Origin of the sequence: Agreia sp., from assembly GCF_964263775.1 — a bacterium.
In the GTDB taxonomy this organism is placed as follows: domain Bacteria; phylum Actinomycetota; class Actinomycetes; order Actinomycetales; family Microbacteriaceae; genus Agreia.
In genome coordinates, this window is sequence record NZ_CAXVWM010000209.1 from 1 (window position 1) to 23,146 (window position 23,146).

24 protein-coding genes and 1 pseudogene are annotated in these 23,146 nt (G+C 66.0%); 8 read left to right on the forward strand and 17 right to left on the reverse strand.

Annotated features, from left to right (window positions below):
• Positions 1-109 (reverse strand): annotated as a pseudogene (locus tag ACE5CZ_RS14570) (aquaporin family protein); the annotation flags it as partial.
• Between the two features lie 240 nt (positions 110-349).
• Here ACE5CZ_RS14570 and dhaK point away from each other — a divergent pair.
• The 3 genes from dhaK to dhaM are packed head-to-tail and all read left to right on the forward strand — an operon-like array spanning position 350 to position 2,692.
• Positions 350-1,351 (forward strand): dihydroxyacetone kinase subunit DhaK, encoded by a 1,002-nt coding sequence (gene dhaK / locus ACE5CZ_RS14575; protein ID WP_374948048.1) that lies wholly within the window; start codon positions 350-352, stop codon positions 1,349-1,351.
• Positions 1,352-1,356: 5 nt separating this feature from the next.
• Positions 1,357-1,995 (forward strand): dihydroxyacetone kinase subunit DhaL, encoded by a 639-nt coding sequence (dhaL, locus tag ACE5CZ_RS14580; protein WP_374948049.1) that lies wholly within the window; start codon positions 1,357-1,359, stop codon positions 1,993-1,995.
• A gap of 1 nt (position 1,996) precedes the next feature.
• On the forward strand, positions 1,997-2,692 hold the full coding sequence (dhaM, locus tag ACE5CZ_RS14585) for a dihydroxyacetone kinase phosphoryl donor subunit DhaM (RefSeq protein WP_374948050.1): 696 nt from the start codon (positions 1,997-1,999) through the stop codon (positions 2,690-2,692).
• Positions 2,693-2,731: 39 nt separating this feature from the next.
• On the opposite strand, the gene ACE5CZ_RS14590 is transcribed toward dhaM, so the two are convergent.
• The 4 genes from ACE5CZ_RS14590 to ACE5CZ_RS14605 form a co-directional block, all read right to left on the reverse strand.
• Positions 2,732-3,187 (reverse strand): MepB family protein, encoded by a 456-nt coding sequence (locus ACE5CZ_RS14590; RefSeq protein ID WP_374948051.1) that lies wholly within the window; start codon positions 3,185-3,187, stop codon positions 2,732-2,734.
• Between the two features lie 68 nt (positions 3,188-3,255).
• A complete protein-coding gene (locus ACE5CZ_RS14595) occupies positions 3,256-5,610 on the reverse strand; it encodes an ATP-binding cassette domain-containing protein (RefSeq protein ID WP_374948052.1) in 2,355 nt (784 codons plus the stop codon).
• Positions 5,611-5,636: 26 nt separating this feature from the next.
• On the reverse strand, positions 5,637-6,107 hold the full coding sequence (locus ACE5CZ_RS14600) for an NUDIX hydrolase (RefSeq protein WP_374948053.1): 471 nt from the start codon (positions 6,105-6,107) through the stop codon (positions 5,637-5,639).
• 17 nt (positions 6,108-6,124) lie between these two features.
• On the reverse strand, positions 6,125-6,865 hold the full coding sequence (locus tag ACE5CZ_RS14605; RefSeq protein WP_374948080.1) for an SDR family oxidoreductase: 741 nt from the start codon (positions 6,863-6,865) through the stop codon (positions 6,125-6,127).
• Positions 6,866-7,004: 139 nt separating this feature from the next.
• Here ACE5CZ_RS14605 and ACE5CZ_RS14610 point away from each other — a divergent pair, with 139 nt between their 5' ends.
• The 4 genes from ACE5CZ_RS14610 (at position 7,005) to ACE5CZ_RS14625 (ending at position 9,646) form a co-directional block, all read left to right on the forward strand.
• Positions 7,005-7,478, forward strand: coding sequence for an NfeD family protein (locus ACE5CZ_RS14610; RefSeq protein WP_374948054.1), 474 nt, complete (start codon positions 7,005-7,007; stop codon positions 7,476-7,478).
• Positions 7,475-8,395, forward strand: a complete 921-nt coding sequence (locus tag ACE5CZ_RS14615; protein ID WP_374948055.1) for an SPFH domain-containing protein — start codon at positions 7,475-7,477, stop codon at positions 8,393-8,395. Before ACE5CZ_RS14610 ends, ACE5CZ_RS14615 begins: the two co-directional genes overlap by 4 nt.
• Entirely contained in the window at positions 8,370-9,179 is an 810-nt protein-coding gene (locus tag ACE5CZ_RS14620) for a glycerophosphodiester phosphodiesterase family protein (protein WP_374948056.1), read from the forward strand. The genes ACE5CZ_RS14615 and ACE5CZ_RS14620 overlap by 26 nt, the downstream gene beginning before the upstream one ends.
• Before the next feature lie 104 nt (positions 9,180-9,283).
• Positions 9,284-9,646: an RNA polymerase-binding protein RbpA gene (locus tag ACE5CZ_RS14625; protein WP_055928551.1), complete on the forward strand. Its 363-nt coding sequence runs from the start codon at positions 9,284-9,286 to the stop codon at positions 9,644-9,646.
• A 36-nt stretch (positions 9,647-9,682) separates the two neighbouring features.
• Here ACE5CZ_RS14625 and lnt read toward each other — a convergent pair whose 3' ends face one another.
• From lnt to ACE5CZ_RS14675, 10 genes are read right to left on the reverse strand one after another with little or no spacing between them, the layout of a single operon-like run.
• A complete protein-coding gene (lnt, locus tag ACE5CZ_RS14630; protein ID WP_374948057.1) occupies positions 9,683-11,251 on the reverse strand; it encodes an apolipoprotein N-acyltransferase in 1,569 nt (522 codons plus the stop codon).
• A gap of 2 nt (positions 11,252-11,253) precedes the next feature.
• Positions 11,254-13,707, reverse strand: coding sequence for a DEAD/DEAH box helicase (locus tag ACE5CZ_RS14635; RefSeq protein ID WP_374948058.1), 2,454 nt, complete (start codon positions 13,705-13,707; stop codon positions 11,254-11,256).
• Positions 13,707-14,459 (reverse strand): twin-arginine translocase subunit TatC, encoded by a 753-nt coding sequence (gene tatC, locus ACE5CZ_RS14640; RefSeq protein ID WP_374948081.1) that lies wholly within the window; start codon positions 14,457-14,459, stop codon positions 13,707-13,709. The genes ACE5CZ_RS14635 and tatC overlap by 1 nt, the downstream gene beginning before the upstream one ends.
• A 47-nt stretch (positions 14,460-14,506) precedes the next feature.
• Positions 14,507-14,773 carry a Sec-independent protein translocase subunit TatA gene (gene tatA / locus ACE5CZ_RS14645; RefSeq protein ID WP_374948059.1) on the reverse strand — a complete coding sequence of 89 codons (267 nt, stop codon included), beginning with the start codon at positions 14,771-14,773 and terminating at the stop codon, positions 14,507-14,509.
• The gene (locus ACE5CZ_RS14650; RefSeq protein ID WP_374948060.1) at positions 14,763-15,107 is read right to left on the reverse strand and encodes a hypothetical protein; all 345 of its coding nucleotides are present in this window, start codon (positions 15,105-15,107) and stop codon (positions 14,763-14,765) included. The genes tatA and ACE5CZ_RS14650 overlap by 11 nt, the downstream gene beginning before the upstream one ends.
• Positions 15,108-15,116: 9 nt before the next feature.
• Positions 15,117-16,130 (reverse strand): helix-turn-helix transcriptional regulator, encoded by a 1,014-nt coding sequence (locus ACE5CZ_RS14655; protein WP_374948061.1) that lies wholly within the window; start codon positions 16,128-16,130, stop codon positions 15,117-15,119.
• The gene (locus tag ACE5CZ_RS14660) at positions 16,127-17,167 is read right to left on the reverse strand and encodes a helix-turn-helix transcriptional regulator (protein ID WP_374948062.1); all 1,041 of its coding nucleotides are present in this window, start codon (positions 17,165-17,167) and stop codon (positions 16,127-16,129) included. Before ACE5CZ_RS14660 ends, ACE5CZ_RS14655 begins: the two co-directional genes overlap by 4 nt.
• A 49-nt stretch (positions 17,168-17,216) precedes the next feature.
• A complete protein-coding gene (locus ACE5CZ_RS14665; RefSeq protein ID WP_374948063.1) occupies positions 17,217-18,167 on the reverse strand; it encodes an FKBP-type peptidyl-prolyl cis-trans isomerase in 951 nt (316 codons plus the stop codon).
• 42 nt (positions 18,168-18,209) lie between these two features.
• Positions 18,210-19,223, reverse strand: a complete 1,014-nt coding sequence (locus tag ACE5CZ_RS14670) for a tRNA (adenine-N1)-methyltransferase (RefSeq protein WP_374948064.1) — start codon at positions 19,221-19,223, stop codon at positions 18,210-18,212.
• Positions 19,220-19,930, reverse strand: coding sequence for an HAD family hydrolase (locus tag ACE5CZ_RS14675; protein WP_374948065.1), 711 nt, complete (start codon positions 19,928-19,930; stop codon positions 19,220-19,222). The genes ACE5CZ_RS14670 and ACE5CZ_RS14675 overlap by 4 nt, the downstream gene beginning before the upstream one ends.
• A 93-nt stretch (positions 19,931-20,023) precedes the next feature.
• Between ACE5CZ_RS14675 and ACE5CZ_RS14680 the strand changes: the two genes are divergently transcribed.
• Positions 20,024-20,944, forward strand: a complete 921-nt coding sequence (locus tag ACE5CZ_RS14680) for a proteasome assembly chaperone family protein (protein ID WP_374948066.1) — start codon at positions 20,024-20,026, stop codon at positions 20,942-20,944.
• Positions 20,945-20,951: 7 nt separating this feature from the next.
• On the opposite strand, the gene mshC is transcribed toward ACE5CZ_RS14680, so the two are convergent.
• Complete coding sequence (gene mshC, locus ACE5CZ_RS14685) at positions 20,952-22,211, reverse strand: cysteine--1-D-myo-inosityl 2-amino-2-deoxy-alpha-D-glucopyranoside ligase (protein WP_374948067.1); 1,260 nt, start codon at positions 22,209-22,211, stop codon at positions 20,952-20,954.
• A 27-nt stretch (positions 22,212-22,238) separates the two neighbouring features.
• Positions 22,239-23,093, reverse strand: coding sequence for an undecaprenyl-diphosphate phosphatase (locus ACE5CZ_RS14690; protein WP_374948068.1), 855 nt, complete (start codon positions 23,091-23,093; stop codon positions 22,239-22,241).
• Between the last annotated feature and the right edge of the window lie 53 nt (positions 23,094-23,146).

Below are 23,146 nucleotides of genomic sequence, written 5' to 3' on the forward strand. Positions count from 1 at the left end.
AGCCCTTGTTCTTGACCAGGGCGACATTCGCCACCACACCACAGCCGAGCAGCACCAGCAGCGCAGTGCCTACCAGTTCAGAGAGAAAAACAACACCGAGATTGTCCACATCGACCTTCCTTCATGTGACGCCTGTGTCACGTTGTGCAGAAATCCCACATCCGCGGGTGACTACACCATATCCGCACGGATCGGCGGCGCATATGATCTCGCACGCAAATGTCGCGGCTCTTCCATGCACGTCGACCCAACAAGTAGATTTGGCACTGCGAGCTCCGCTCCCGCTCAGCTCCCTGTTCGCAGTGACGCGTCCAGGTCGCACGGCACCATCACATAAGGATTGCCACCCATGAAAAAACTCATCAATGACCCCCGTCGTGTGGTCGAAGAGGCCGTCGCCGGATTCGAGGCCGCGCACGGCGACCTGGTCGTCGTCTCGCACGACCCCATCTACATCGCCCGCAGAGATGCGCCACGACAGGGCAAGGTCGCCCTCGTCAGCGGTGGCGGAAGTGGCCACGAGCCGCTGCACGGCGGTTTCGTCGGCTTCGGAATGCTCGACGCCGCCGTTCCGGGACCGGTGTTCACCTCTCCGACCCCCGACCCGATCGTCGCGGCGACCAAGGCCGTCGACGGGGGAGCCGGTGTGCTGCACATCGTCAAGAACTACACGGGCGACGTGCTCAACTTCGAGACGGCGGCCGACCTCGCCGCCGCCGATGGAATCGAGGTGCAGACGGTGATCGTCGATGATGACGTTGCGGTCAAGGACTCGCTCTACACTGCAGGCCGTCGCGGGGTCGCGGGCACCGTTCTCGTAGAGAAGATCGCGGGCGCGGCCGCTGAGCGAGGCGACGACCTCGCCTCGGTGGCGGCGATCGCGACCCGGGTCAACTCGGTCACGCGGTCGATGGGTGTCGCGTTGACGCCGTGCGTGGTTCCGCACGCGGGGGAGCCGAGCTTCACACTCGCCGACGACGAGATCGAGATCGGAATCGGCATCCACGGGGAGCCCGGCCGTGAGCGGATCAAAATTGAGCCGGCAGACGCGATCGTCGACCGGATCCTCGCGCCCATCGTCGATGATATTCCGTTCGAATCGGGCGACCGGGTTCTGTTGTTCGTCAACGGCCTGGGAGGCACACCGCAGGTGGAGCTCTACATCGTCTTCCGCCGGGCGGCCGAGGCTCTCGCCGAACGCGGCATCACCGTGGGTCGCAGCCTGGTCGGCAGCTTCGTCACGTCGCTCGAGATGCAGGGCGCGAGCATCACCGTGATGAAGCTCGATGACGAACTCGAACACCTGTGGGACGCCCCCGTCGAGACCGCGGCACTGCGGTGGGGCAGGTAGGCGATATGACGTTGGATACCGCGTGGGCCCTTCGGTGGATCCGGGACAGCGCCGCCGTCATCTCCGATCACCGAGTCGAACTGATCACACTCGACCGGGACATCGGCGACGGTGACCATGGTGAGAATCTCGACCGCGGATTCTCTGCGGTTCTGTCGAAGCTCGATGATCTGGCCCCCGACGCGACCCCCGCAGACGTCTTGAAGCTCGTTGCGACCACCCTGATCTCGACGGTCGGGGGAGCGGCGGGCCCCCTGTACGGAACCGCGTACCTGAAGGCGGCCGGGGCGATCGCCGGTCACCCCGAGCTCGACGGCGCGGCCGTCGTCGCGCTGCTGACGGCTGCCCGTGACGGCGTGGTGCTGAGGGGCAAGGCCGCGGTGGGCGACAAGACGATGGTGGATGCGTGGACCCCCGCGGTCGACGCAGCCGCGGACGCGTTGGCACAGGGCCTCGACGAGGCCGCGATCCTCGACGCCGCCGCGACGGCGGCCGAGGCGGGCGCCCGCGCCACGGAGCCGCTCGTCGCGCACAAGGGGCGGGCCAGCTATCTGGGGGAGCGGGCCGTCGGGCACCGCGATCCGGGGGCCCAATCCTCGGCGCTGCTGCTTCGCGTCGCGGCGGACGCGGCGGCGGACGCCTGACATGAAGGGTGTTGCCGGAAAGGTCGGGCTCGTCTTCGTGTCGCACAGCGCCAAGATCGCCGATGGGCTCGTCGAGCTCGCACAGCAGATGGCCCAGAATACGGCGATGCAGGGCGCTGGAGGAACGGACGACGGCGGCATCGGCACGAGTTTCGATCGAGTCGGGGCAGCCATCGATTCGGTCGATTCCGGCGCAGGGGTCGTGGTGCTGTGCGACCTCGGTTCGGCGATCCTGACCGCAGAGACGGCCAAGGATCTTCTCGACGACGAGGTGCGTGACCGCGTCGTCATCGTGGACGCGCCTCTGGTCGAGGGCGCCGTCGCCGCGGCAGTCGAGGCGGAGTCGGGGGCCGATCTCGACTCGGTGGCGTCAGCGGCCCGGTCTGCGATCGGCGCCTTCGCCGGCGATCAGCCGCATCCAGTCGTCGATGACGCCGGCGCGGGCTACACCCGCAGCGTGACCATCGTGAACCCCGATGGATTGCACGCTCGTCCGGCGGCAGAATTCGTGAAGCTCGCCTTGTCGCTGGGCGTTCCCGTCACGGTGAACGGTGCCGATGCGCGCAGCCTGCTGGGCATCATGTCGCTGGGGCTCGTGAAGGGCGGGTCAGTCGAGTTGTCCACTCCGAGCCCCGCTGGCCGGGCCGCGGTGGATTCCCTGGCCGAGCTCGTGGAGTCGGGGTTCGGCGAGGCGTGACGACGACACGGCTGCCCAGTGGCCTGGCGCGGACCGACATCACACTTCGTGGAACGCCGCCGCCTGGGCGCGTTGCGTGCTCATGGCTTGAGCGTTCAGGTGCGCGCACCAGCTCGGGTACACCCGGAACCCGCGTTTGCCCGGCTTCCGTCCCGAGGCGATGCCCAGTTCGGCGAGTTGCGCGCCCGTGAAGCGAAACACGCCACGCCGGCCCTGCTGGGCAACGAAGACAAGCAGGCCCGCGGCGGGATCGTCATCCCTGAATGGTGCCGTCGTCCCGTCGGCCTCGCGCCGCCAGAAGGCGACGAAAGCGCCCGGTTTGGTGGGGGTGTTCCGAGCCGTGCGAATATGCCACGTCTCTTCACCGATCTGGGCGACTCCCGACTCGTAGTCGCTGGTTTGCGCCTCGGGGGTCACTGCGGCGGCCAGTCCCATATCGATCGCATACGCTTCGAACGCTCTGAACTGCCGTGGCTGAAACGCATCTGTTGACATAATGTGCATTATCGGTTATCCGGAGTAGGTTATGAGGAGTGGAGCCGGTTCGAAATCACACGCACCCGCTACGCGCCCACGTACCGAGCGAGATAGTCGCCTGTCAGCGTCGACCGCGACGCGACTATCTCGGCGGGTGTGCCTTCGAAGACCACGTTCCCGCCGTCGTGTCCTGCACCGGGACCGACGTCGATGATCCAATCCGCGTGTGCCATGACGGCCTGGTGATGCTCGATCACGATGACCGATTTTCCTGAGTCGACGAGTCGATCGAGCAGTCCGAGCAGCTGCTCGACATCGGCGAGATGAAGCCCGGTGGTCGGTTCGTCGAGGATGTAGACACCACCCTGCTCCGCCATGTGCATCGCGAGTTTGAGTCGCTGACGCTCTCCTCCTGAGAGCGTGTTCAACGGCTGTCCGAGTCGGATGTAGCCGAGGCCCACGTCTGCCAGCCTGGCCAGAATGGCCTGTGCTGCCGGGGTGCGCGACTCCCCTGCCGAGAAATACTCAAGACTCTCGTCGACGCTCATGCCCAGTACCTCACTGACATCGCGGCCCGCGAGGTGATAGTCGAGCACGGATGCGTCGAAGCGGCGTCCCTCGCACACCTCGCACGTCGTGGTGACCGAGGCCATCATTCCGAGGTCGGTCACGATCACGCCGGATCCGTTGCAGTTGGGACACGCCCCTTCGGAGTTGGCGCTGAACAGGGCGGGCTTGACGCCGTTGGCCTTCGCGAACGCCTTGCGAATGGGATCGAGGAGGCCGGTGTACGTCGCCGGATTGCTGCGACGCGAGCCCCGGATGGCGCCCTGGTCGACCGAGACGACGTTGTCGCGCCCGGCGATCGATCCGTGGATGAGCGAGCTCTTGCCCGACCCCGCCACGCCCGTGATGACCGTGAGGACACCGGTCGGGATGTCGACGTCGACGTCACGGAGGTTGTGCGTGTCGGCCCCACGGATCTCGAGCACGCCGGTACGAGGGCGCACGGCGCTCTTCACCGTGTGCCGGTCGTCAAGGTGATTTCCGGTGAGGGTGTCGCTGGTTCGCAACTCGTCGACGCTGCCCTCGAAGCAGACCCTGCCGCCCGCCGTTCCTGCGCGTGGGCCCAGGTCGACGACGTGGTCGGCGATCGCGATGGTCTCCGGCTTGTGCTCGACCACGAGAACGGTGTTGCCCTTATTGCGCAGCTGGAGGAGGAGACCATTCATGCTCTGGATGTCGTGGGGATGCAATCCGATCGTGGGCTCATCGAAGACGTAGGTGACATCGGTCAACGACGAACCCAGGTGCCGGATCATCTTGGTGCGCTGGGCCTCGCCTCCCGACAGTGTCCCCGCCGGCCTGTCGAGCGACAGGTAGCCCAGCCCGATCTCGACGAAGGAGTCGAGCGAGTGCCGCAGCGCGGTCAAGAGAGGAGCGACCGACGGCTCGTCGATCGTGCGCACCCACTGGGCCAGGTCGCTGATCTGCATGGAACAGGCATCCGCGATGCTCACCGACCCGATACGCGAGGAACGCGCGCCCTCGTTCAGCCGCGTGCCCGAGCATTCGGGGCAGGTCGTGAATGTGACTGCCCGGTCGACGAAAGCGCGGATGTGAGGCTGCATCGCCTCTCGGTCCTTCGACAGGAAGGCCTTCTGCACCTTGGGTACGAGCCCCTCATACGTCATGGTGATCTCGCCCACCTTCACTTTCGTGGGCTCGTGATACAGAAAGTCGCCGAGCTCTTTCTTCGAGTAGTCGCGGATCGGCTTGTCGGCATCGAGAAATCCCGATGCCGTGAAGATGCGCACGCCCCACCCGTCTGCGGTGTATCCCGGGATGGTGAGCGCACCTTCGTTAAGAGATTTCGTCGCATCGTAGAGCTGGGTGAGGTCGATGTCGTTGACGCGGCCCATGCCCTCGCAGCGTGGACACATGCCGCCTGTGACGCTGAAGCTGCGACGCTCCTTGATCTCCCGCCCGCCCTTTTCCATCGTGACAGCCCCGGCGCCGCTGATCGATGGAACGTTGAACGCGAAGGCCTGGGGCGAGCCCAGATGCGGCTGCCCGAGCCGACTGAAGACGATCCGCAGCATCGCGTTCGCGTCGGTCGCCGTTCCAACGGTCGACCGGGAGTTCGCGCCCATGCGTTCCTGGTCGACGATGATCGCCGTGGTCACTCCCTCGAGCAGGTCGACGTCGGGCCGGGCGAGTGCGGGCATCAGGCCCTGCAGAAAAGCGCTGTAGGTCTCGTTGATCATGCGCTGCGACTCGGCCGCTATGGTGGCGAAGACGAGCGAACTCTTGCCTGATCCGGAGACGCCGGTGAATACGGTCAGCCGTCGCTTCGGGATGTCGACGCTGATGTTCTTCAGGTTGTTCTCGCGGGCGCCCTGAACGCGGATGCGGTCATGGTTGTCGGCGGCTGCGCTCATCGATTCGGCCTCTCGTCGTGGCGGGGTCAGCAGGTGGCGATTTGGCGCCGAACAAGGCGCGCGAGGTGGACGGGCTCGACGGGCTCGATTGTCGCGTCGAGCTCGTTCACGCTCCACCAGCGCTGATCGACGATGTCGACCAGTTCCTCGGGCGTCCAATTGCTCGTGTCGAGCTCGAACCTCTGCGTGCGCACGGCATACCAGACCTCGTGATGAGACGCCCAGACGCCGGGAGCCCGCTCGGCGACGAAATCATGCGTCCAGAACGGCATGCCGGGGTCGCCGATCACGAGCCCGGTCTCCTCGAACAGTTCCCGGATGGCCGCCGTCGGGTGGTCTTCGCCCACCTCGAGGTGGCCACCGGTCGTCAGCCAGCGCGCGGGATATCCGTCGACATCGTGTCGTGTCAATAGCAGAAGCACCGCGTCGTACTGATCGACCAGGAGAACCCGGGACTTCGCGTACACGACATCGGTCGTGGTGGCGTGCTCGCTCATTCGGACCGCTCGTGGTCTCAGTCGGCGGGCGCGAAGTCGCTGATGTCGCCGACGAAGCGGGTGTGGTTTGCCGGGATCGGCTCGACCGCGGCGAGGGCGACCTCGGCGGCGAACTCGCCGACGTTGTACAGGCGGCCGGCCGACTCCTTGCGGGAGCTGATCGCCCCGGGATTGGCCCGCTCGAGAAGGGTCGCGGTGATCGTGCCCTCGATCATGTCGCCGGAGACGACCACGAAGTCGATTCCCTTATCGGCGAGTTCGGGGATGAGTGCGCGCAGGGCGTCCTCGCCGGCTCGCTTCGACAGGGCCACGGGAACGTATTCCGGCATCGTCTCGGTCGTGTGGATGAAATGCGCCTGGTGGCTGGTGACGAACACCACCCTCGATCCGGGAGCAAGAAGAGGCAGGGCGCTTGTCAGAACGTTCAGCTGCGCGTCGCGGTTGAGGGCCATGGCGTAGTCGGCGGCCATGCCGCCCTCCATGCCACCAGATGCGTTCAGCACCAGCACGTCGAGGCCTCCGAATTGCGACTGGATGCGCTCGAACAGCGCGGCGACCGAGGCCGGGTCGGTCAGATCGGCCCCCACCGTGATCGCCTCTCCCCCGTCTTCAGCGATCTTCGCGGCCAGCTTCAGCGCCCGAGCCTCTTTATTGCGAAAGTTGATGGCGACCCGGGCACCGGCGCCGGCGAAATACGACACGGTGTCGGCTCCGATTCCACGCGATGAACCGGTGACGAGCACGCGCTTCGCGGCCATGGATTCGGGTTGCAGGGGGTTTGTTGACACGCTCGGTGCTCCTTTTGACATTGGTTCCCGAGACTACCAACTCACAGTCAGTCACCCTGTCGTTGCTGGTAGTTTTGAGGAATACAGCGACGAGAGGAGTCGTGTACCGATGACTGAGTTCCTGGCGTCTTACGCATGGACCATCTGGCTGGCTCTGGTGCTGGTCTTTCTCATCGTCGAGATGTTCAGTCTCGAGTTCACCTTCCTCATGATCGCCCTGGGCAGCGTCGGCGGCCTCGTCTCGAGCCTCGTCGGTGTTCCCTGGTTCCTGCAGATCGTGATCGCCGGTGTGCTCTCGCTCCTGCTCATCTTCACGATCCGTCCGCCCCTGTTGCGGGCCCTTCGTCGCGGTGGCGATCCCACCAGGAGCAATGTGGATGCGCTCATCGGCCTCGAGGGCGTCGTCACGACGCGGCTCACGGGCGCGGGTGGCCACGTGAAGCTCTCCAACGGAGACGTCTGGACGGCACGGGTTTCGCCGATCACAGACTCCGCCGATGTCGACCTCGGCCAGCGGGTGCTCGTCACCGCCATCGATGGGGCCACGGCGTTCGTGGTCCCCACAGAAAGGACAGCCCTGTGACCACCTCCGATTCCGCACTGGTCGGACAGATCGTGGTGATTGCGATCGTCGTCGTCGTCGTCATCTTCGTGCTGGTGATCCTCGCCCGATCCATTCGCATCATTCCGCAGGCGACAGCCGGCGTAGTCGAAAGGCTGGGCGCGTATCACAAGACGCTCGAGCCGGGTCTGCGTGTCCTCATTCCGTTCATCGACCGCCTCCGCCCGCTCATCGACCTGCGCGAGCAAGTCGTCTCGTTCCCGCCGCAACCGGTGATCACCGAAGACAACCTCGTGGTGTCGATCGACACCGTGGTCTTCTTTCAGGTCACAGACGCTCGCGCCGCGACCTATGAGATCGCCAACTACCTCGGAGCCGTTGAACAACTTGCAACGACCACATTGCGCAACGTGGTCGGCGGGCTCAACCTCGAGCAGGCACTCACCAGCCGTGACGAGATCAACGGCCAACTCCGCATCGTGCTCGACGAAGCAACAGGCAAGTGGGGCATCCGCGTCGGCCGGGTCGAGCTCAAGGCCATCGACCCTCCCCTGTCCATCCAAGATTCGATGGAGAAGCAGATGCGCGCCGAGCGAGAACGGCGAGCGGTGATTCTGACCGCCGAGGGAACGAAGCAGTCGGCCATCCTGGAGGCCGAAGGGCACAGGCAGGGTGAGATCCTCAGGGCAGAAGGAGATGCCCAGGCCGCCGTGCTTCGCGCCAAGGGAGAGGCCGAGGCCATCACCACGGTCTTCGGGGCGATCCACCAGGGCGAGCCGGATCAGCTACTGCTCGCGTACCAGTACCTGCAGACTCTCCCCAAGCTCGCGGAGGGCTCCGCAAACAAGCTCTGGATCATCCCGAGCGAACTCACCGAGGCCCTCAAGGGCATCGGGCAGGCATTCGGCGACCGTGGTCCGACGACGCCGTCGGCGTGACGGCGGCTCCGACTGGTTTGCGGTCGAAGCGCCCCGCATCCTGGCGCACCGGGGCCTCGCTCTCGATGTGCCCGAGAACACCCTGGCGTCGTTTCGCGCGGCCGTGACGCTCGGCGCACGGTATGTAGAGACAGACGTTCACGCATCTCAAGACGGTGTCGCGATGATCGCGCACGATCCGAGTCTGGCCCGGGTCGCGGGCATCGACGCGGAGATGTCCGACCTGACAACCGCGGAGTTGCAGAAGGTGGATCTCGGCGACGGGCATCGTATGCCGACCCTGCTCGAAGCCCTGCTCGCGTTTCCTGACACCCGCTTCAACATCGACGTGAAGTCGCAGGGTGCCGGCGCCGCGGTTGCGAGTGCTGTGCTCGCTGCGGGGGCGACGCATCGCGTACTCGTGACGTCGTTCTCGTCTCGCAGGCGCGCGTCGGTGGTACGCCTCGTTCCTGGCGTGGCCAGCTCGGCCAGCGCTTCGCGCGTCGCTCTCATTCTCGCCCTGGCAAAATTCGGGGTTCTGGATGCTGCTCCCTGGGCCGTTGCTGGCATCGACGCGGTGCAGGTCCCCCCGAAGCGCGGGTGCCTCACGATCGCGACGCCGCGAGTGATCCGGGCACTCCATCTCCGCGGCATCGAGGTGCACATCTGGACCATCAATGACCCCGGTGAGATGCGGCGTCTTCTCGAACTCGGCGTCGACGGAATCGTGACCGACCGGGCCGACCTTGCTCTCGATCTCGTTCGCGGCATCGCTTCACTCGGACCGGCGCAGCCGCGAGCGTGACCCTGCAGAATCTCTGGGAGAGTTCTGGTAAAGCTCCGGCCGGGAAGAATTACCCCCGTTTCGGGGTTTATAACGGTGTAAGCAACGCGAGAAAGGACCACACAATGGCAGATCGCAGCTTGCGCGGAATGAGACTCGGAGGCCAAAGCCTCCAGACAGAAGAAGGCGTCGTCTTCTCCCCGCGCTTGACCCACACGTATCACTGTTCCTCCTGCGGCAAAGACACCGACATGGTGTTCTCCGCAGAGGCCGAGGCTCCCGACACCTGGGAGTGCAAGTACTGCAGCATGGAGGCCACCCGCATGGTCGGGTCCGAGCCTGTGGTCGTCGAGCACGCGGAGTCCAAGACTCCACGAAGCCACTGGGACATGCTGCTCGAACGGCGCACCCGCGCCGAGCTCGAAGAACTCCTCGAGGAACGACTCAGCTATCTCCGTGCCCGTCGCGGCCAGAAGGTCAACGCGTAATTCGTTCACCCGCACGATTCGGCGCCCCGACCAGCATCAGCTGGTACGGGGCGCCTGTCGTTGTGCCCGTCGACGACTCGGGTGTGCCGCCCAGGTGAGCGCCAGGCCGGCAAGTCCGAGGCCAGACGCCACGAGTTCTATGCCGCCGCCCAGGCGTGTTGCCGGGCTGTCCTGGCTCGCGAGCGGTACGTCGGCGATCATCGAACCCGCCTCGTAGGGCCGGATGGCTGCGATGCTCGCGCCGTCGGGAGCGATGATCGCGCTCGTGCCCACGGTCGAGATGTTCACGACACTGCGGCCCGTCTCGATGGCACGAAGTCGCGCGATGGCCAACTGTTGCAGGTTCTCGTCGGTCTTGCCGAAGTCGGCGTTGTTGGTCTGGGCCAGGATGACCTCGGCGCCGTCGCCGACCATGGCACGGGCGACGGCATCGTCGGTGATGTCGAAGCAAATCGAGATGCCCGCGACCACCCCGTCGATGTCGAAGACGGTGTCGGTCGTTCCCTTGGCGTAGTCACGGGTCACGAGATCGACGAGATCGGGAACGATGGCACGGAAGACGGCGCGGGCGGGCATGTACTCGGCGAACGGCACGGGATGCCGCTTGTCGTAATAGTCGACTGCGCCACTGCCGGCCTTCCAGAGCAGAGACGTATTGAAGTAGGTGTTCGTCGACGGATTGGTGATCGTGCCCACCACGAAGGGAGCGTTCATCGTCTCGCTCAGGTAGTCGAGCTGGTTCGCGGCGAGGGTCGACCGCGCCGGGTCGAGGTCTGAACCGTTCTCGGGCCAGACGACCATGTCGACCTTCTGATCGAGGATTTTCAGGGTCTCGGCCGTCTGGTCGCTCAACACATCCCCGGCCGCGCGCTCCGAGAACAGCGACGCGTCGGTGTTGCCTTGCACTGCTGCGATCCGCGAGGATCCCTCTGTCGGTGCATACCAGGCGGGAACCGCGAGGGTGGCGACGATGGCGGTGGCGGCCCAGAGCGCGCGGGTCTTCGCCAGCACGGCGGGGGTGCGAGCGAGTTCGATGAGGAATGCAACGAGCCACACCATCACGAACGAGAGTCCCGAGAACCCGATCCACGCCACGAGTGATGCGTACGGGCTCTCGGATTGAGAGAACACGACGCGGCCCCACGAGAAACCGCCCTCTGGCCAGACAGCCGTGATGGCCTCGCGGGCCGTCCACAGGCCGGCGATGACAACGGGCAGCATCACAAGCCGGATGCGTGTTCGAGGCCACGTGCCGGGCGCACGACCGTAGACCACGGCGATCAGAACGGCGCCCAGCGCGAAGAACAGCGACTGCAGAATTGCCAGCGCGAGCCAAGGAATGGGCCCCAGGTACAGCGTCAGCCAGAAGATATGCACGCCCCAGAACGAGAATCCGCCGACCAGACCGACAAGAAAGGCGCCAGACGCCCGTCGGCCGATCAACGAGACGAGGACGAGCCCGATGCCCACGAAGGTGACCGGCCAGATGTTCTTGTCGGGGAAGCCGGTGTCGAGGGCCACTCCCCCGGCCGCAGCGGTCAACAGGGCGAGCCAGAACGGCATGACCGGACGCACGCGGGCGCCAATCGAGGGCACAACGTGCATTCTCAGGCCACCGAGGAGTAGGCCACGATGCCGCGACGGATGAGGTCGAGAGCGTCTCGCGCGGTGCGAGCCAGTCGCGCGTCGGGTTGGCCCTGCAACTGGTCGAGCAGGTCGATCGTCTGTTTGGTCCACCGCACGAAGTCGCCCGCCTGCATGTCGGCGTCGACCAGTACATCGTCGAGCCGCGCGCCCCGTGCCCACTGGTGCATCGCCAGGCTGAGACCGGTCGAGATGGGTGAGCCCTCCGGCAAGCGGTGTCGCGCCTCGAGCTGCTGGATCGAATCCAGGATGTGCCGGGTCGCCTCGAGCGCTGCGCGGAAGGTGCCGCGTGGCAGGAAGCGGTCTGCTCCCTCGCTCTCTTCTCGGCGGGGCTCGTAGACGAGCGAGCACGCCATGGCGGCGAGGCCGGCCGGGTCGAGGTTTTCCCAGGCCTGGCGGCGCAGGCATTCGGCGACCAGCAGGTCTCGTTCGCCGTAGATGCGCTTGAGGGTGCGCCCGGTCGGAGTCAAGGTCATCTCGCCGTCGGCCTGTGCAGAGAGGTAGCCGAGTTCGACGAGCACGTCGGTGACGCGATCGAAGACCTTGGAGATCGCCCCCGTTCGCGTGTTGATCTGCTGGGCGAGACGGTCGGTCTCTTTCTTGAGCCGCCACCACCGTTCTGCCCAGCGCGCATGCTGTTCGCGGTCGGGGCACGAGTGCACGGGATGCACCTTGAGCCGGCGACGGAGGTCGTTGATCTTCTTCGCCCGTGAATCGCGGTCGGCCCGGGACTGGCTGTCGGCTCGACCTGCGCCGGAGCGCTCGAGGTCGGTGATCTCGCGCCGCAGGGCCGCGTATTCTGCAAAGTCGCCCCGCTCGCAGGTCATCGATCGGGCGTACGCCGCGAGCGACTCCTCTTGGGAGCGGAGCTTCTGCGCAAGATCGACGACCGCCCTGTCTGCCTGGAACTGTGCGAACGACGACTCGAGGCTGTCGCGGGTGCGTGCGCGGCCGAACTGCTCGATCAGGTTGACCGCCATGTTGTAGGTGGGTCTGAAACTCGAGTTGAGCGGATAGCTACGCCGCGAGGCGAGGGATGCCATTGCCTGGGGATCGAGTCCTTCTCGCCATTGGATGACGGAATGACCTTCGATGTCGATCCCTCGTCGACCGGCACGTCCGGTCAGCTGGGTGTACTCCCCCGGTGTGATGGGAACACGAGCCTCGCCGTTGAACTTCTCGAGCTTCTCGAGAACCACAGTGCGTGCGGGCATGTTGATGCCGAGCGCCAACGTCTCGGTGGCGAAGACGACCTTGGCGAGCTTCTTCTGGAAGAGTTCCTCGACGACCTCTTTGAAGGCGGGCAACAGGCCGGCGTGATGCGCGGCGACTCCGCGCTGCAGTCCCTCGAGCCACTCCCAGTAGCCGAGCACGGCCAGATCTTCGTCGAGAATTGTTCGGCACCGCTCTTCGACGATGTCGCGGATCTCGTCGCGCTCGTCTGCGGTGGTGAGCCGGATGCCGGCCCGCAGAACCTGCTTCACGGCCTGGTCGCATCCGACCCTGCTGAACACGAAGAAGATCGCCGGCAGAAGATTCTGCCGGTCGAGCATGTCGATGACCTCGGGACGGTCGGCACGTTCCTGCGCCGCGCCCCCGCGATGGTAGGAGCCCCCGCCGCGCCGGTCTCGCGAGCCACGTCGGGACGGGTTGTGCGGTATCGAATTGCGGGCGATTCGCAGAAGCTCGGGATTCACCCGGTTCGTCGCGGCCTTGCCCGTTGCGTCGAAGAGGTCGATCAGCTTGCTGCGAACCAGGACGTGCTGATCGAGGGGCACCGGTCGTTCTTCTGACACGATCACGCTCGTCTCACCCCGAACCGCCTGCAGCCAGTCGCCGAACTCCTCAGCGTTCGAGACCGTCGCGCTCAGTGAGACGAGTCGCACCTCCGAGGAGAGATGGATGATCACTTCTTCCCACACGGCGCCGCGGAACCTGTCGGCGAGGTAGTGCACCTCGTCCATGACGACGTAGGCCAGGTCGGTGAGAAGGTCGGAATCGGCGTAGATCATATTGCGGAGCACTTCGGTGGTCATCACCACGATGCGGGCCGACGCGTTGATGTTCGTGTCGCCGGTGAGCAGACCCACGTTGTCAGCGCCGTACTCCGCCGTGAACTCCTGGAACTTCTGGTTGCTGAGCGCCTTGATCGGAGCCGTGTAGAAAACCTTCGCCCTCGTCTGCTGCATCGCCAGAAAGAGGGCGAACTCGGCGACGACGGTCTTGCCGGCGCCCGTGGGGGCCGCGACGAGCACGCTGTCGCCGCCTTCGAGGGCACCGCATGCCTCGATTTGAAACGCGTCGAGGCCGAAATCGATCCGAGCGGCGAACGCGTCGAGCAACGGTTTGCCCCCGCGGGCTCGGCTGCGTGCATAGCGTTCGGCCGGCGAGAGTGTGCCGGGATCGGATGCGGGCATCAGGCGGCCAATTCGGTGTCGAGACGAGCTGACGCCCGGGAGACGCGCCAGTCGTGGATCCAGGCGACTCCGTAGGCCGCGAAATACAGGATGACCATGGGAATCGCGAGGAGGATCATGGCGGTGGGATCAGCGGCCGGGGTGGCGACAGCGGTGAACAGCACGATGGCCAGGATCGCGATGCGCCATGACTTGATGATCGACGACGCGCTGAGAACACCCACGAAGTTGAGCAGCACGAGGAATACCGGAAGGACGAAGGCGATTCCGACAGCGAGCACGAGCTTGAGTACGAAGTCGTAGTAACCGCGCGCCGTGATCAGGTTGGTGTCTTCGGATGGCGCGAAACCTGCCAGCAGCACGACGATGTGAGGCAGCACGTACCAGCCGGCGACGCAGCCGGCGAGAAAGAGGGGAATGGATGCGCCGAGGAATCCCACGCTGTAGATCTTCTCTCGGCGAGTGAGGCCGGGCACGAGGAAGGCCCAGATCTGGTAGAGCCAGACCGGCGACGACACCACGAAACCGATCGTCAGCGCGATCTGCACCTTGAGATCGAAGGCTCCGCCGATGTTGTCCCAGTTGATGCTGGCGACGCGCCCCTGCTGCTCGCCGATCTCGGTGATGGGGCCGCGGATCGCATCCAGCACGAAATCTGAGAGGAACCATCCTGCGACGGCCCCGATCACGATGCCGATGGACGCGACGAAGAGACGCTTTCGTAACTCGAGGAGATGCGCGCCGAGCGACATGCGTCCCTCGCGGTTGGCACGCCGCTGTGTTCGGGCGGCCACCGTGCCTAGGGCTTTGGCTTGGACTCAGGCGAGACGACGCTCGGCGCCTGGTCTGTGACCGGCGCGACGTGGGCAGACGCGGCCTGCGCCGACGTGGTCGAATCAGTGGGAGACGAGTTCTCGTCTTTCATCGTCTTGACCTCGCTGCGGAAGATGCGCATCGACTGGCCGACGCTGCGCGCGAGCCCGGGAAGCTTGGGTGCCCCGAAAAGAAGTACGACGACGACGAGGATGATGAGTAGATGAGGCCACCCAAATGCATTACCGAGCATCGGTCCGTCCTTCCCAGGCGTGTGCTGCGGTGATCAGTCTACCCCGCTGCATTCGGGCGTCCCTGCGAAGCTGCCGCATGCTGGCACGACGAGCCTTGTCTCGGTCGCGCCGGTTCGCGACGGCCGAGTAGCCCTCGAGGATGGCGTTCGGTGGTGCCTCGGAGGTGAGCTCATCGACGTTGCGCTGCAGCAGCTCGATCTTCTCGGTCAGCGTCGAGAGCTCGTCGACGACCGCAACGCCCTTGCGAAAGAGCCGCCACCCGAAGAAGGCGAGCGTGCCGACCAGCAGGATCGCGAGTCCGAGCCAAATCAGGATCCAGGACCACCAGTGCATCGTGTCAGCCTACGCGTTCGTGTCCGTGGGTTCAGCAGGCTCGGGATAGGACTCGAGCGCGTCGAGGGCCCATCGGCGTACCGCCAGCCGCGCCTCAGGAGGATCCACGACACGGGCCACGCCGGCGAGCCCGGAAACGAGCCGGGTGAGTCCGTGAAAATGCGCGACACGAACGGATGCCCGGCTCAGCGCGCCGGATCGAGTCACCCTCGTGCCCTCGGGAACGAACTCCCCGAGCAGCCCGAGCGCCTCGGGTCGGAACTCGAGGACCACCATCGTGTGCTCGCCCGAGGTGTCGAAGAGGGAGTCGGACAGGGGCACGTCGGCCGGCCGATGTTCGATGGCGAGTTCGGTGACTTGCAAGGAGTCGATGCGATCGAGCCGGAATGTGCGAACGGATCTGCGGGAGTGGCACCAGGCGCGCAGGTACCAGTCGTCGTTCTCCGAATCGAGGCGGAGCGGATCGACTCGTCGGTGCTCCGATTGCCCCCGAGAGTCCCTGTAGTCGAACTCGAGTTGCACTGCGCGCGCCAGTGCGTCGCCGACGCGCGCGAAGGAGTCGTTCATTGCCGCCGGCGAGACGATCACCTGGCTGGGTGCATCCGATGCGCCCCTCGCCAGCTTGGCGGACAGGCTCGAGTAGGCGGCCGAATCGACGTTCTCGGGCAAGGACTGCAGATACTGCAGCCCGGCGATGAGCGCGGATGCTTCGCGAGCCGAGAAGCGCGGCGAATCGTCGATGGCGACGAGTTGCGTGATGATGATCTGGTTCTCATCGAACGCGTCCCAATCGATGTCGAAGAGATCGCCGTGCTGGTAGTTGCTGTCGGTTCCCGGAACACCGGAGACCGCGATCAGTAGGACTGCCTCTCGGATTGCCTGCTCCGAGACTCCGAAGTGCCGGGCCGCCGTGTGGACGCTGACCTGATTCTGCTGAATCAGGTACGGAACGAGCGACAGAAGGAAAGTGAGCTTGTCTTGCGCGTGATGAAACCCGCCGGATGTGCCCTCGATGGCGCTCATGCGGCATCCGGTTCGTCTGGGTGGCTGGCGACGATATTCGAGAGCCGGTCACGGACTGCGCTCATCAACACCGGCGGCGACATCACTACCACCTCGGGTCCGAAGGCGGAGAGTTCGTCGGCCATGAGGGCCAGGTCGGTGTAGTGCAGAGCGATGCTGCCATCGGCATGACGGATGCTGCCGCGTCGCTGTGTAAGGCGCGAGTCGGCATCGGTGCCGGGACGCACGGAGACCTGAGCGACCTGCGCCCGCCAGATCTCGTCGAGTTCGGCCAGCGCGTCGTCGCCGACCGTGGCGGATGCCGCCCGGGGCGACGACGTGCGCGTCACGACCACGGGACCGACGATGCGCGACAGGAGGAAGGTGCGAGAAGCATCCGCATGCTGGTCGAACGCCTGCAGGTACCACCGGCCCTGGTGCTGCACGACGGCCGTCGGGGCGACGGTCCTCTCTCTCGCGTTCTGCTCGCCCGGCTTCAGGTAGCTGAAGCGCACCAGAACGGCCCTGTCGAGGGCATCGGTGAGTGGACCGAAGGCGGCGTCCCTTGTTCGGATACGCGGCGCATAGCCGATGAGTCGAGTGCTGCTCTCTGTTCCGAGCGACCGCAGTTTGAGAAGAGCCCGACGGGATTCGCCGGAGAGTGAACCCTCGCGCCAGACCATGGCCGCGAGATTCAGCAGCGTGGTCTCGTCTGGGGTGAACGCGATGTCGGCCGGTAGGTCGTAGTCGCCTTTGGAGATGCGATAGCGCAGTGCCTGGTTGTTGCCGGGTTCCGTCGGAGACTCGATCGTCTCGAGCGGCACACCCAACTCGCGGATGTCGTCCTTGTCCCGCTCGAACTGCCGCTCCAGGCTCGAGTTGTCTCCCCCGGGCACGAACTTCTGTCGGTACCCCTGAACAGCGCCCAGAATCTCTGATTTGGTGAGGCCGATCTCGGTGGACACCAAGGCCAGGACAAGGCTGAAGAGTCGCTCTTCGACGGCGACCGTAGAAACCGGGGCGTCGTTCGGCGAGGTGGATCGGGGGTGGTCTGGCACGGTCACTATTTTAGTGCGCCGTGGGCGACCGCCGGCCCCCGCTGCCTGCTCAGGCGGCCGGGTTGGCCCCGAGGATGTCGACCACGTAGACGAGCGTCGACCCGGCGGGCACTCCGGTCGTTCCCGAGTCGCCGAAACCGTCGGACGGAGGAACGACCACGAGCACCTGCGAACCGACGGTCTGGCCGACGAGCGCCTTCACGAGACCGGGCACCACGCCGTTCTCGTCTGCGGTTATGTCTGTCGCGAGGATCTGCTTCGCCATGCCGTCGTCCCAGGTCGACGCGAAGACCGACTTGTCTGCCCAGACGATGCCGAGCGACTGAACCACGAGCACGTCGCCCTCGATGACCTTCGCCCCCGAACCTTTCTTCAGGGTCGTGTAGCGCAGATCGGTGGGGACGGTGCCCGAGGGGATGGTGACCCCGGGCCGGCCGTCGGGTGCCGTGACGACACTGGGAAATCCTGCCTTGGCCGGCTCTGCCGCGCCGGTCGCCGCTCCCGGGTAGACCGAGGTGATGTCGAAGACGTATGCGTCGGCCGAGTTGCCTGCGGGAGCCTGGGCCGCGTCGGCGGTCGCCTCCGCCCCAGGAATGACGGCGGCGATACGGTCGCCGGCCCGGGCGCAGGCCAACGCGTCGGTGAACCCGGGAGGAGTGACCGTTTTGTCGAGCGTGATCATGAACGGCGTCTGCTGCGCGGTCGCGGTATCGGTGCCCGAGGCCAGGACGGCCTTTCCCCAGATCACGTCGCCGACCTCGGCCGCCGGGCCGGTGCCGGCAGTGAGCACGGTGCGCTCGGTCCTCTTGGCTATCAGCGGGGTGGCGAAATCGAGCGTCGCCGCACCCGGGTCGCCCGTGGCCGTGATGGTCTCGGACGCCGAACCGGGCTGCGCGAGGGGCGTGCAGTCGCCGTCGACGAGGCCCGATGAGGTCGACGCGCAGGCCGACAGTGTGGCGAGAAGACCCGCAGACAGAATGAGCGCGATCGAGGTGCGCACGGATCCCCTTTTCACTGGTTGTTGAGCGGACAACAGCTTAGTTTATTCCGGGTCGGGCTCATCGCCGGGCGCTGGGCGCCCGGCTTCGCCATCGGTCCTGGCGGTCGCCGTCGCCGTCGCCATTCGAACCCTCTTGCGCAGGCTCTTGGGGCTGATTCCTCGTTCGCCCAAGGCGCCGGGGGTCCACGCTTCGACGTCGTCGTCCGAGTACTCCGATTTGGATGCGCGACGCTTCAGTTCGGGGAGTTCGGCTCCGGGTGCGAGCCTGCGGGCCGTGACCAGGAATCCTGTGTGGCCGATCATGCGATGGTCGGGTCGAACCGCGAGGCCCTCGACATGCCACGACCGGATCATCGTCTCGGACGGCTGAGGATCGGTGAACGACCGCGTGCCGCGGATCGTCTCGACGACCCGGGACAGCTGAGTGACGGTTGCGACGTAGCAGAGAACCACCCCGCCGGGCTTGAGCGCGTCTGTGACGGCGGGGATGCACTCCCACGGCGCAAGCATGTCGAGGACGACGCGGTCGACCGAGTGCTTCTCGTGCTTCTCGGGCAGCGCCTCACTGAGGTCGCCGAGTGTGATACTCCAGTTGTCGGGTGTCGAGCCCGAGAACGCGGTCACGTTGGCCAGCGCGACATCGGCGAACTCCTCGCGTCGCTCGAAGGAGGAGAGGACGCCCTCCGGTCCGACGGCCCGCAGGAGCCACAGCGAGAGGGCGCCGCTTCCGACGCCGGCCTCGACGACGGTGGCGCCCGGGAAGATGTCGGCCTGGCCGAGGATCTGCGCCGCATCCTTCGGGTAGATGATGGCGGCGCCGCGCGGCATCGACATCACGAAATCGGTCAGCAGCGGCCGAAGCACGAGGTATTCGACGCCGACGGTATTCGTGACGACGGAGCCGTCGGGCTGGCCGATGATCTTATCGTGGTCGATCGCACCCCGGTGGGTGTGGAACTCCGCACCCGTCGCCAGGGTGATGGAGTTGAGCTTGCCCTTGGGACCGGTGAGCTGCACGCGCTCGCCGACCCGGAACGGTCCGGAGAATGAATTCACGGTTGCAGGGTTCGACTTCCGATAGAGGTGTGGATGGCGGACGGCCGCCGGTATGCCGCAAAAGCCGCGGCGACGTCATCGACGGTGCGTCCGTCGAGCGTCGGCCACAGTACACTTGCCGGGCTGTCGTCGAGGGACAGGATGTGGGGAACGCCGATCGTGACAGCGCCGGAGGCAAATGCACTCGTGACGCCGGGGCCCGAGTCCTCGATCGCCACGCACTCCTCGATCGGAACCCCGAGCAGGCGCGCAGCCTCGAGGTAGGCCTCGGGGTGCGGCTTGCTGTTCTCGACGCTGTCGCCCGACACGACGACGTCGAACGCGTCGAACGGGATGAACGACCGAACGTGCTCGGCCATGACACCGATCGACATGGTCACGAGGGCGCACGCAACGCCGGACTCCCGCAGGGCGGCGAGCAGTTCACGGGCACCTGGCCGCCAAGGCACACTGATGCTGATGCGCGTCATCACCTCGGCCGTGAGGTGGTCGATGATGGCATGCGAGGTCATGTCCACCCCGTGCTCTTGAAGCAGGCGCGCGGTGCGGTCGAGGCCCGAGCCCACCAGGGTCATGGCGTCGTCATGGGTCCAGACGCCGCCGAAACGCGCCACGAGTTCCTCCTGGGAGGCCATCCAGTAGGGCTCTGTATCGACGATCGTTCCGTCGAGGTCCCAGAGAACGGCGGCGGGGAGGCTTGTCTTCACGTCGAAGGAGTCTACGGGGCGGGGAGCGGCGGAAGATCGACGGCCTATCCTTGACTGACGATCAAGCAGACGACGAAAAGGGTTCTCGACACGGTGACACAGGGCAACGAATTCCTCCGGGGGCGACTTCTGGTCGTCGCGTTCGAGGGCTGGAACGACGCCGGCGAGGCCGCAACGGGCGCGGTTCAGCTGCTGCGCGAGCAGCTCGACGTCGTCACCATCGCGGCCGTCGACGCCGAGGAGTATTTCGACTTTCAGTTCAACAGGCCGGTCGTGTCGCAAGACGACGAGGGCAATCGCGCATTGATCTGGCCCAGCGCCACGATCTACGGGCCGGCGAGCACCGAGGTCGACAACATTCCGCTCGCGGCCGATGCCGAGCTCCGGGTGGGCTCCGACAACACGGGCAACGTCTTCCTGCTCGTGGGCGCGGAGCCGTCACGCAATTGGAAGAAGTTCACCGTCGAGGTGCTCGATGCCGCGATGACCGCCGGCGTCTCGGGCATCGTGTTGTTGGGCGCCATGCTGGCCGATGTTCCGCATACCCGTCCGATCTCCGTCACAGCCACGAGCGAGAACGCATCCGTTCGCGGCCAGCTCGGCATCGAGCGATCCTCGTACGAGGGCCCCGTCGGCATCCTGAGCGTGATCGCCGATGCCGCCGAGGCCCTGGGTGTCGCGACCGTCTCGATCTGGGCGTCTGTGCCGCACTACGTGCACAACGCGCCGTCGCCCAAGGCGACCCTGGCGCTGATCGACAAGCTCGAGGAGCTCGTCGACGTGGTGATCCCCCGGGGAGACCTCGTCGACGAGGCATCGGCCTGGGAGTCGGGCATCGACGCCCTCGCGGGGGAAGACGACGAGATGGCCTCGTATATTCAGCAACTCGAGCAGGCGCGCGACACGGTCGACTCCCCCGAGGCGAGCGGAGAGGCCATTGCCCAGGAGTTCGAGAGGTACCTGCGCAAGCGGGGCGACGGCAGACCCGACGAGCCCTGGCGACCGGCCAGCTGACATTCGGCTAGAGCTGCACTCCCAGCAGGGCGTCGACGACCCGCGCCACGAGACCGCTTGTGGGGTGAGAGCCCGCCACCCACGCATCGATCGCCGCGATGGCGGCCGGCGTGTCGAGGTCTGACGACAGAACTCGGCGAAGCTCCGCGAGCAAGGCGTCTTCGTCGCCCTCTGCGCCGGATGCCGAGGGTCGGGCGACCGCACTGCGCCAGCGCTCGAGACGGGTGATGGCCTCGTCGAGGCCTCGTTCGGTCCATTCCCAGTCGTCGCGGTAGTGGTGCGCGAGAACGGCGAGACGAATGGCCGCGGGGTCGACACCGGATGCGCGAAGCGCGGACACCAGCACGAGATTTCCGAGCGACTTGCTCATCTTCTCGCCCTGGTAGGCGACCATCCCCGCGTGCGCGTGCACATCGGCGAAACGCTCTCCCGTGAGCGCGGTCGCATGCGCTGCGGAGAACTCGTGGTGGGGAAAGACGAGGTCGCTGCCCCCTCCCTGCACGCAGAAGTGCGGGCCGAGCGCGTCGAGCGCGATCACGGAGCATTCGATGTGCCATCCCGGTCGGCCATCGCCGATGGCGCTCGGCCACGACGGTTCACCGGCGCGGGCGGCACGCCACAGCAGGGGGTCCAGGCGATTGCGTTTTCCGGCCCTGTCAGGGTCTCCTCCGCGCGCCGCGAAGAACTCCGCCATCGTCGCGGGGTCGAGGCGGCTCTCGATTCCGAGGTGCCAGTCTGTGCGCTCGGCAGCCGCGGCGATGTCGAAATAGATGTCGTGGCCAGAGGCATCCAGCGCGTCGGGCGTGTCGACGGTGTAGCCGAGGCCGTCGTCGACGAGTCGACCCACGGCATCCGCAATCGGCTCGACGACCTCGGTCACGGCCACGTAGTCGCGGGGCGGGATAACACGCAGGGCGGCCATGTCGGTTCTGAAGAGTTCGACCTGCGACGCGGCGAGTTCGCGCCAGTCGACGCCCGTTGCGCTGGCTCGCTCGAGGAGCGGATCGTCGACATCGGTGATGTTCTGCACGTAGTCGACCTCGAGGCCCGCGTCGATCCACAGTCGCTGCAGCCCGTCGAAGGCCAGGTACGTCGATGCGTGACCGAGGTGGGTCGCGTCGTAGGGCGTGATGCCGCACACGTAGATTCCGACCCGGCCGTCGACACCGCGGGCTTCGACCAGCGCCCCCGTCGAGTCGTCGAAGACGCGGGGAACGGGACCTCGTCCAGGAAGTGGGGGGACGACGGGCCTGCTCCAGGAATGCACTGGAAAAGACTACCGTCGCGCGGCAGGTCAGGCCTGCGTCGCACCCGTGCCGAGGAGCACCAGGAGGATGACGCCGAGCGCGATGCGGTAGACGACGAACGGCAGGAAGCTGCGCTTGGAGATGTAGCTCATGAAGAACGCGATCACCACCAGTCCGACGGCGAACGCGATGACGGTGGCGACGAGGGTCTCGAGCGGTCCGAAGGCCTCCGGCATGCAGGTCGCCGTGGCCACGGTGCACGTTTCTCTGACCGACTTGAACACCTGGTAGAGACCGCTGCCGAAGACGGCTGGGATGGCGAGCAGAAACGAGTACCGCGCCGCGGCGGCTCGTTCGTATCCCAGGAAGAGCCCGGCCGTGATGGTTCCGCCGGAACGGGAGACGCCGGGAATCAGTGCCAATGCCTGGGCGGCGCCGAACACGCTCGCGTGAGGAATCGTCAGCTGGTCGAGGCGTCTCTTCTTCGCGCCCACGTAGTCGGCCACGCCGAGGAGGATTCCGAAGACGATGAGCGTGCCCGCGACGATCCACAGGGAGCGCAGGGTGCTCTCGATCGCATCCTGGAAGAGCAGGCCGAGGATGACGATCGGCACGCTTCCGAGAATGATGAACCAGCCGAGCTTCGCGTCGGGGTCTGTTCGCGACACGCGGCCCGAGAGCGAGAGGAACCACCTCGAGACGATGCGTGAGATGTCGCGCCAGAAGTAGATGACGACAGCCGTCTCGGTGCCGAGTTGCGTGATCGCCGTGAACGCGGCTCCCGGGTCGTCGCCCGTGCCGAGGAGTCGCCCGACGATGAGCAGGTGGGCACTCGACGAGATCGGCAGGAACTCGGTGAGCCCTTGGACGAAGCCGAGGACGACGGCGTTGAGAAAGTCCACGAACTCCCCTTCGGAATGCGGCGGTGGGATCGGTCTGGCGGGGTTCGGCGCCT

Coding starts and splice junctions, on each gene's coding strand:
- ACE5CZ_RS14625 (WP_055928551.1), top strand. CDS start 9,284: ATGGCAGATCGCAGCTTGCGCGGAATGAGACTCGGAGGCCAAAGCCTC.
- ACE5CZ_RS14635 (WP_374948058.1), bottom strand. CDS start 13,707: ATGCCCGCATCCGATCCCGGCACACTCTCGCCGGCCGAACGCTATGCA.
- ACE5CZ_RS14610 (WP_374948054.1), top strand. CDS start 7,005: ATGACTGAGTTCCTGGCGTCTTACGCATGGACCATCTGGCTGGCTCTG.
- ACE5CZ_RS14600 (WP_374948053.1), bottom strand. CDS start 6,107: ATGAGCGAGCACGCCACCACGACCGATGTCGTGTACGCGAAGTCCCGG.
- dhaK (WP_374948048.1), top strand. CDS start 350: ATGAAAAAACTCATCAATGACCCCCGTCGTGTGGTCGAAGAGGCCGTC.
- tatA (WP_374948059.1), bottom strand. CDS start 14,773: ATGCTCGGTAATGCATTTGGGTGGCCTCATCTACTCATCATCCTCGTC.
- dhaL (WP_374948049.1), top strand. CDS start 1,357: ATGACGTTGGATACCGCGTGGGCCCTTCGGTGGATCCGGGACAGCGCC.
- tatC (WP_374948081.1), bottom strand. CDS start 14,459: ATGTCGCTCGGCGCGCATCTCCTCGAGTTACGAAAGCGTCTCTTCGTC.
- lnt (WP_374948057.1), bottom strand. CDS start 11,251: ATGCACGTTGTGCCCTCGATTGGCGCCCGCGTGCGTCCGGTCATGCCG.
- ACE5CZ_RS14590 (WP_374948051.1), bottom strand. CDS start 3,187: ATGTCAACAGATGCGTTTCAGCCACGGCAGTTCAGAGCGTTCGAAGCG.
- ACE5CZ_RS14650 (WP_374948060.1), bottom strand. CDS start 15,107: ATGCACTGGTGGTCCTGGATCCTGATTTGGCTCGGACTCGCGATCCTG.
- ACE5CZ_RS14595 (WP_374948052.1), bottom strand. CDS start 5,610: ATGAGCGCAGCCGCCGACAACCATGACCGCATCCGCGTTCAGGGCGCC.
- ACE5CZ_RS14655 (WP_374948061.1), bottom strand. CDS start 16,130: ATGAGCGCCATCGAGGGCACATCCGGCGGGTTTCATCACGCGCAAGAC.
- ACE5CZ_RS14605 (WP_374948080.1), bottom strand. CDS start 6,865: ATGGCCGCGAAGCGCGTGCTCGTCACCGGTTCATCGCGTGGAATCGGA.
- dhaM (WP_374948050.1), top strand. CDS start 1,997: ATGAAGGGTGTTGCCGGAAAGGTCGGGCTCGTCTTCGTGTCGCACAGC.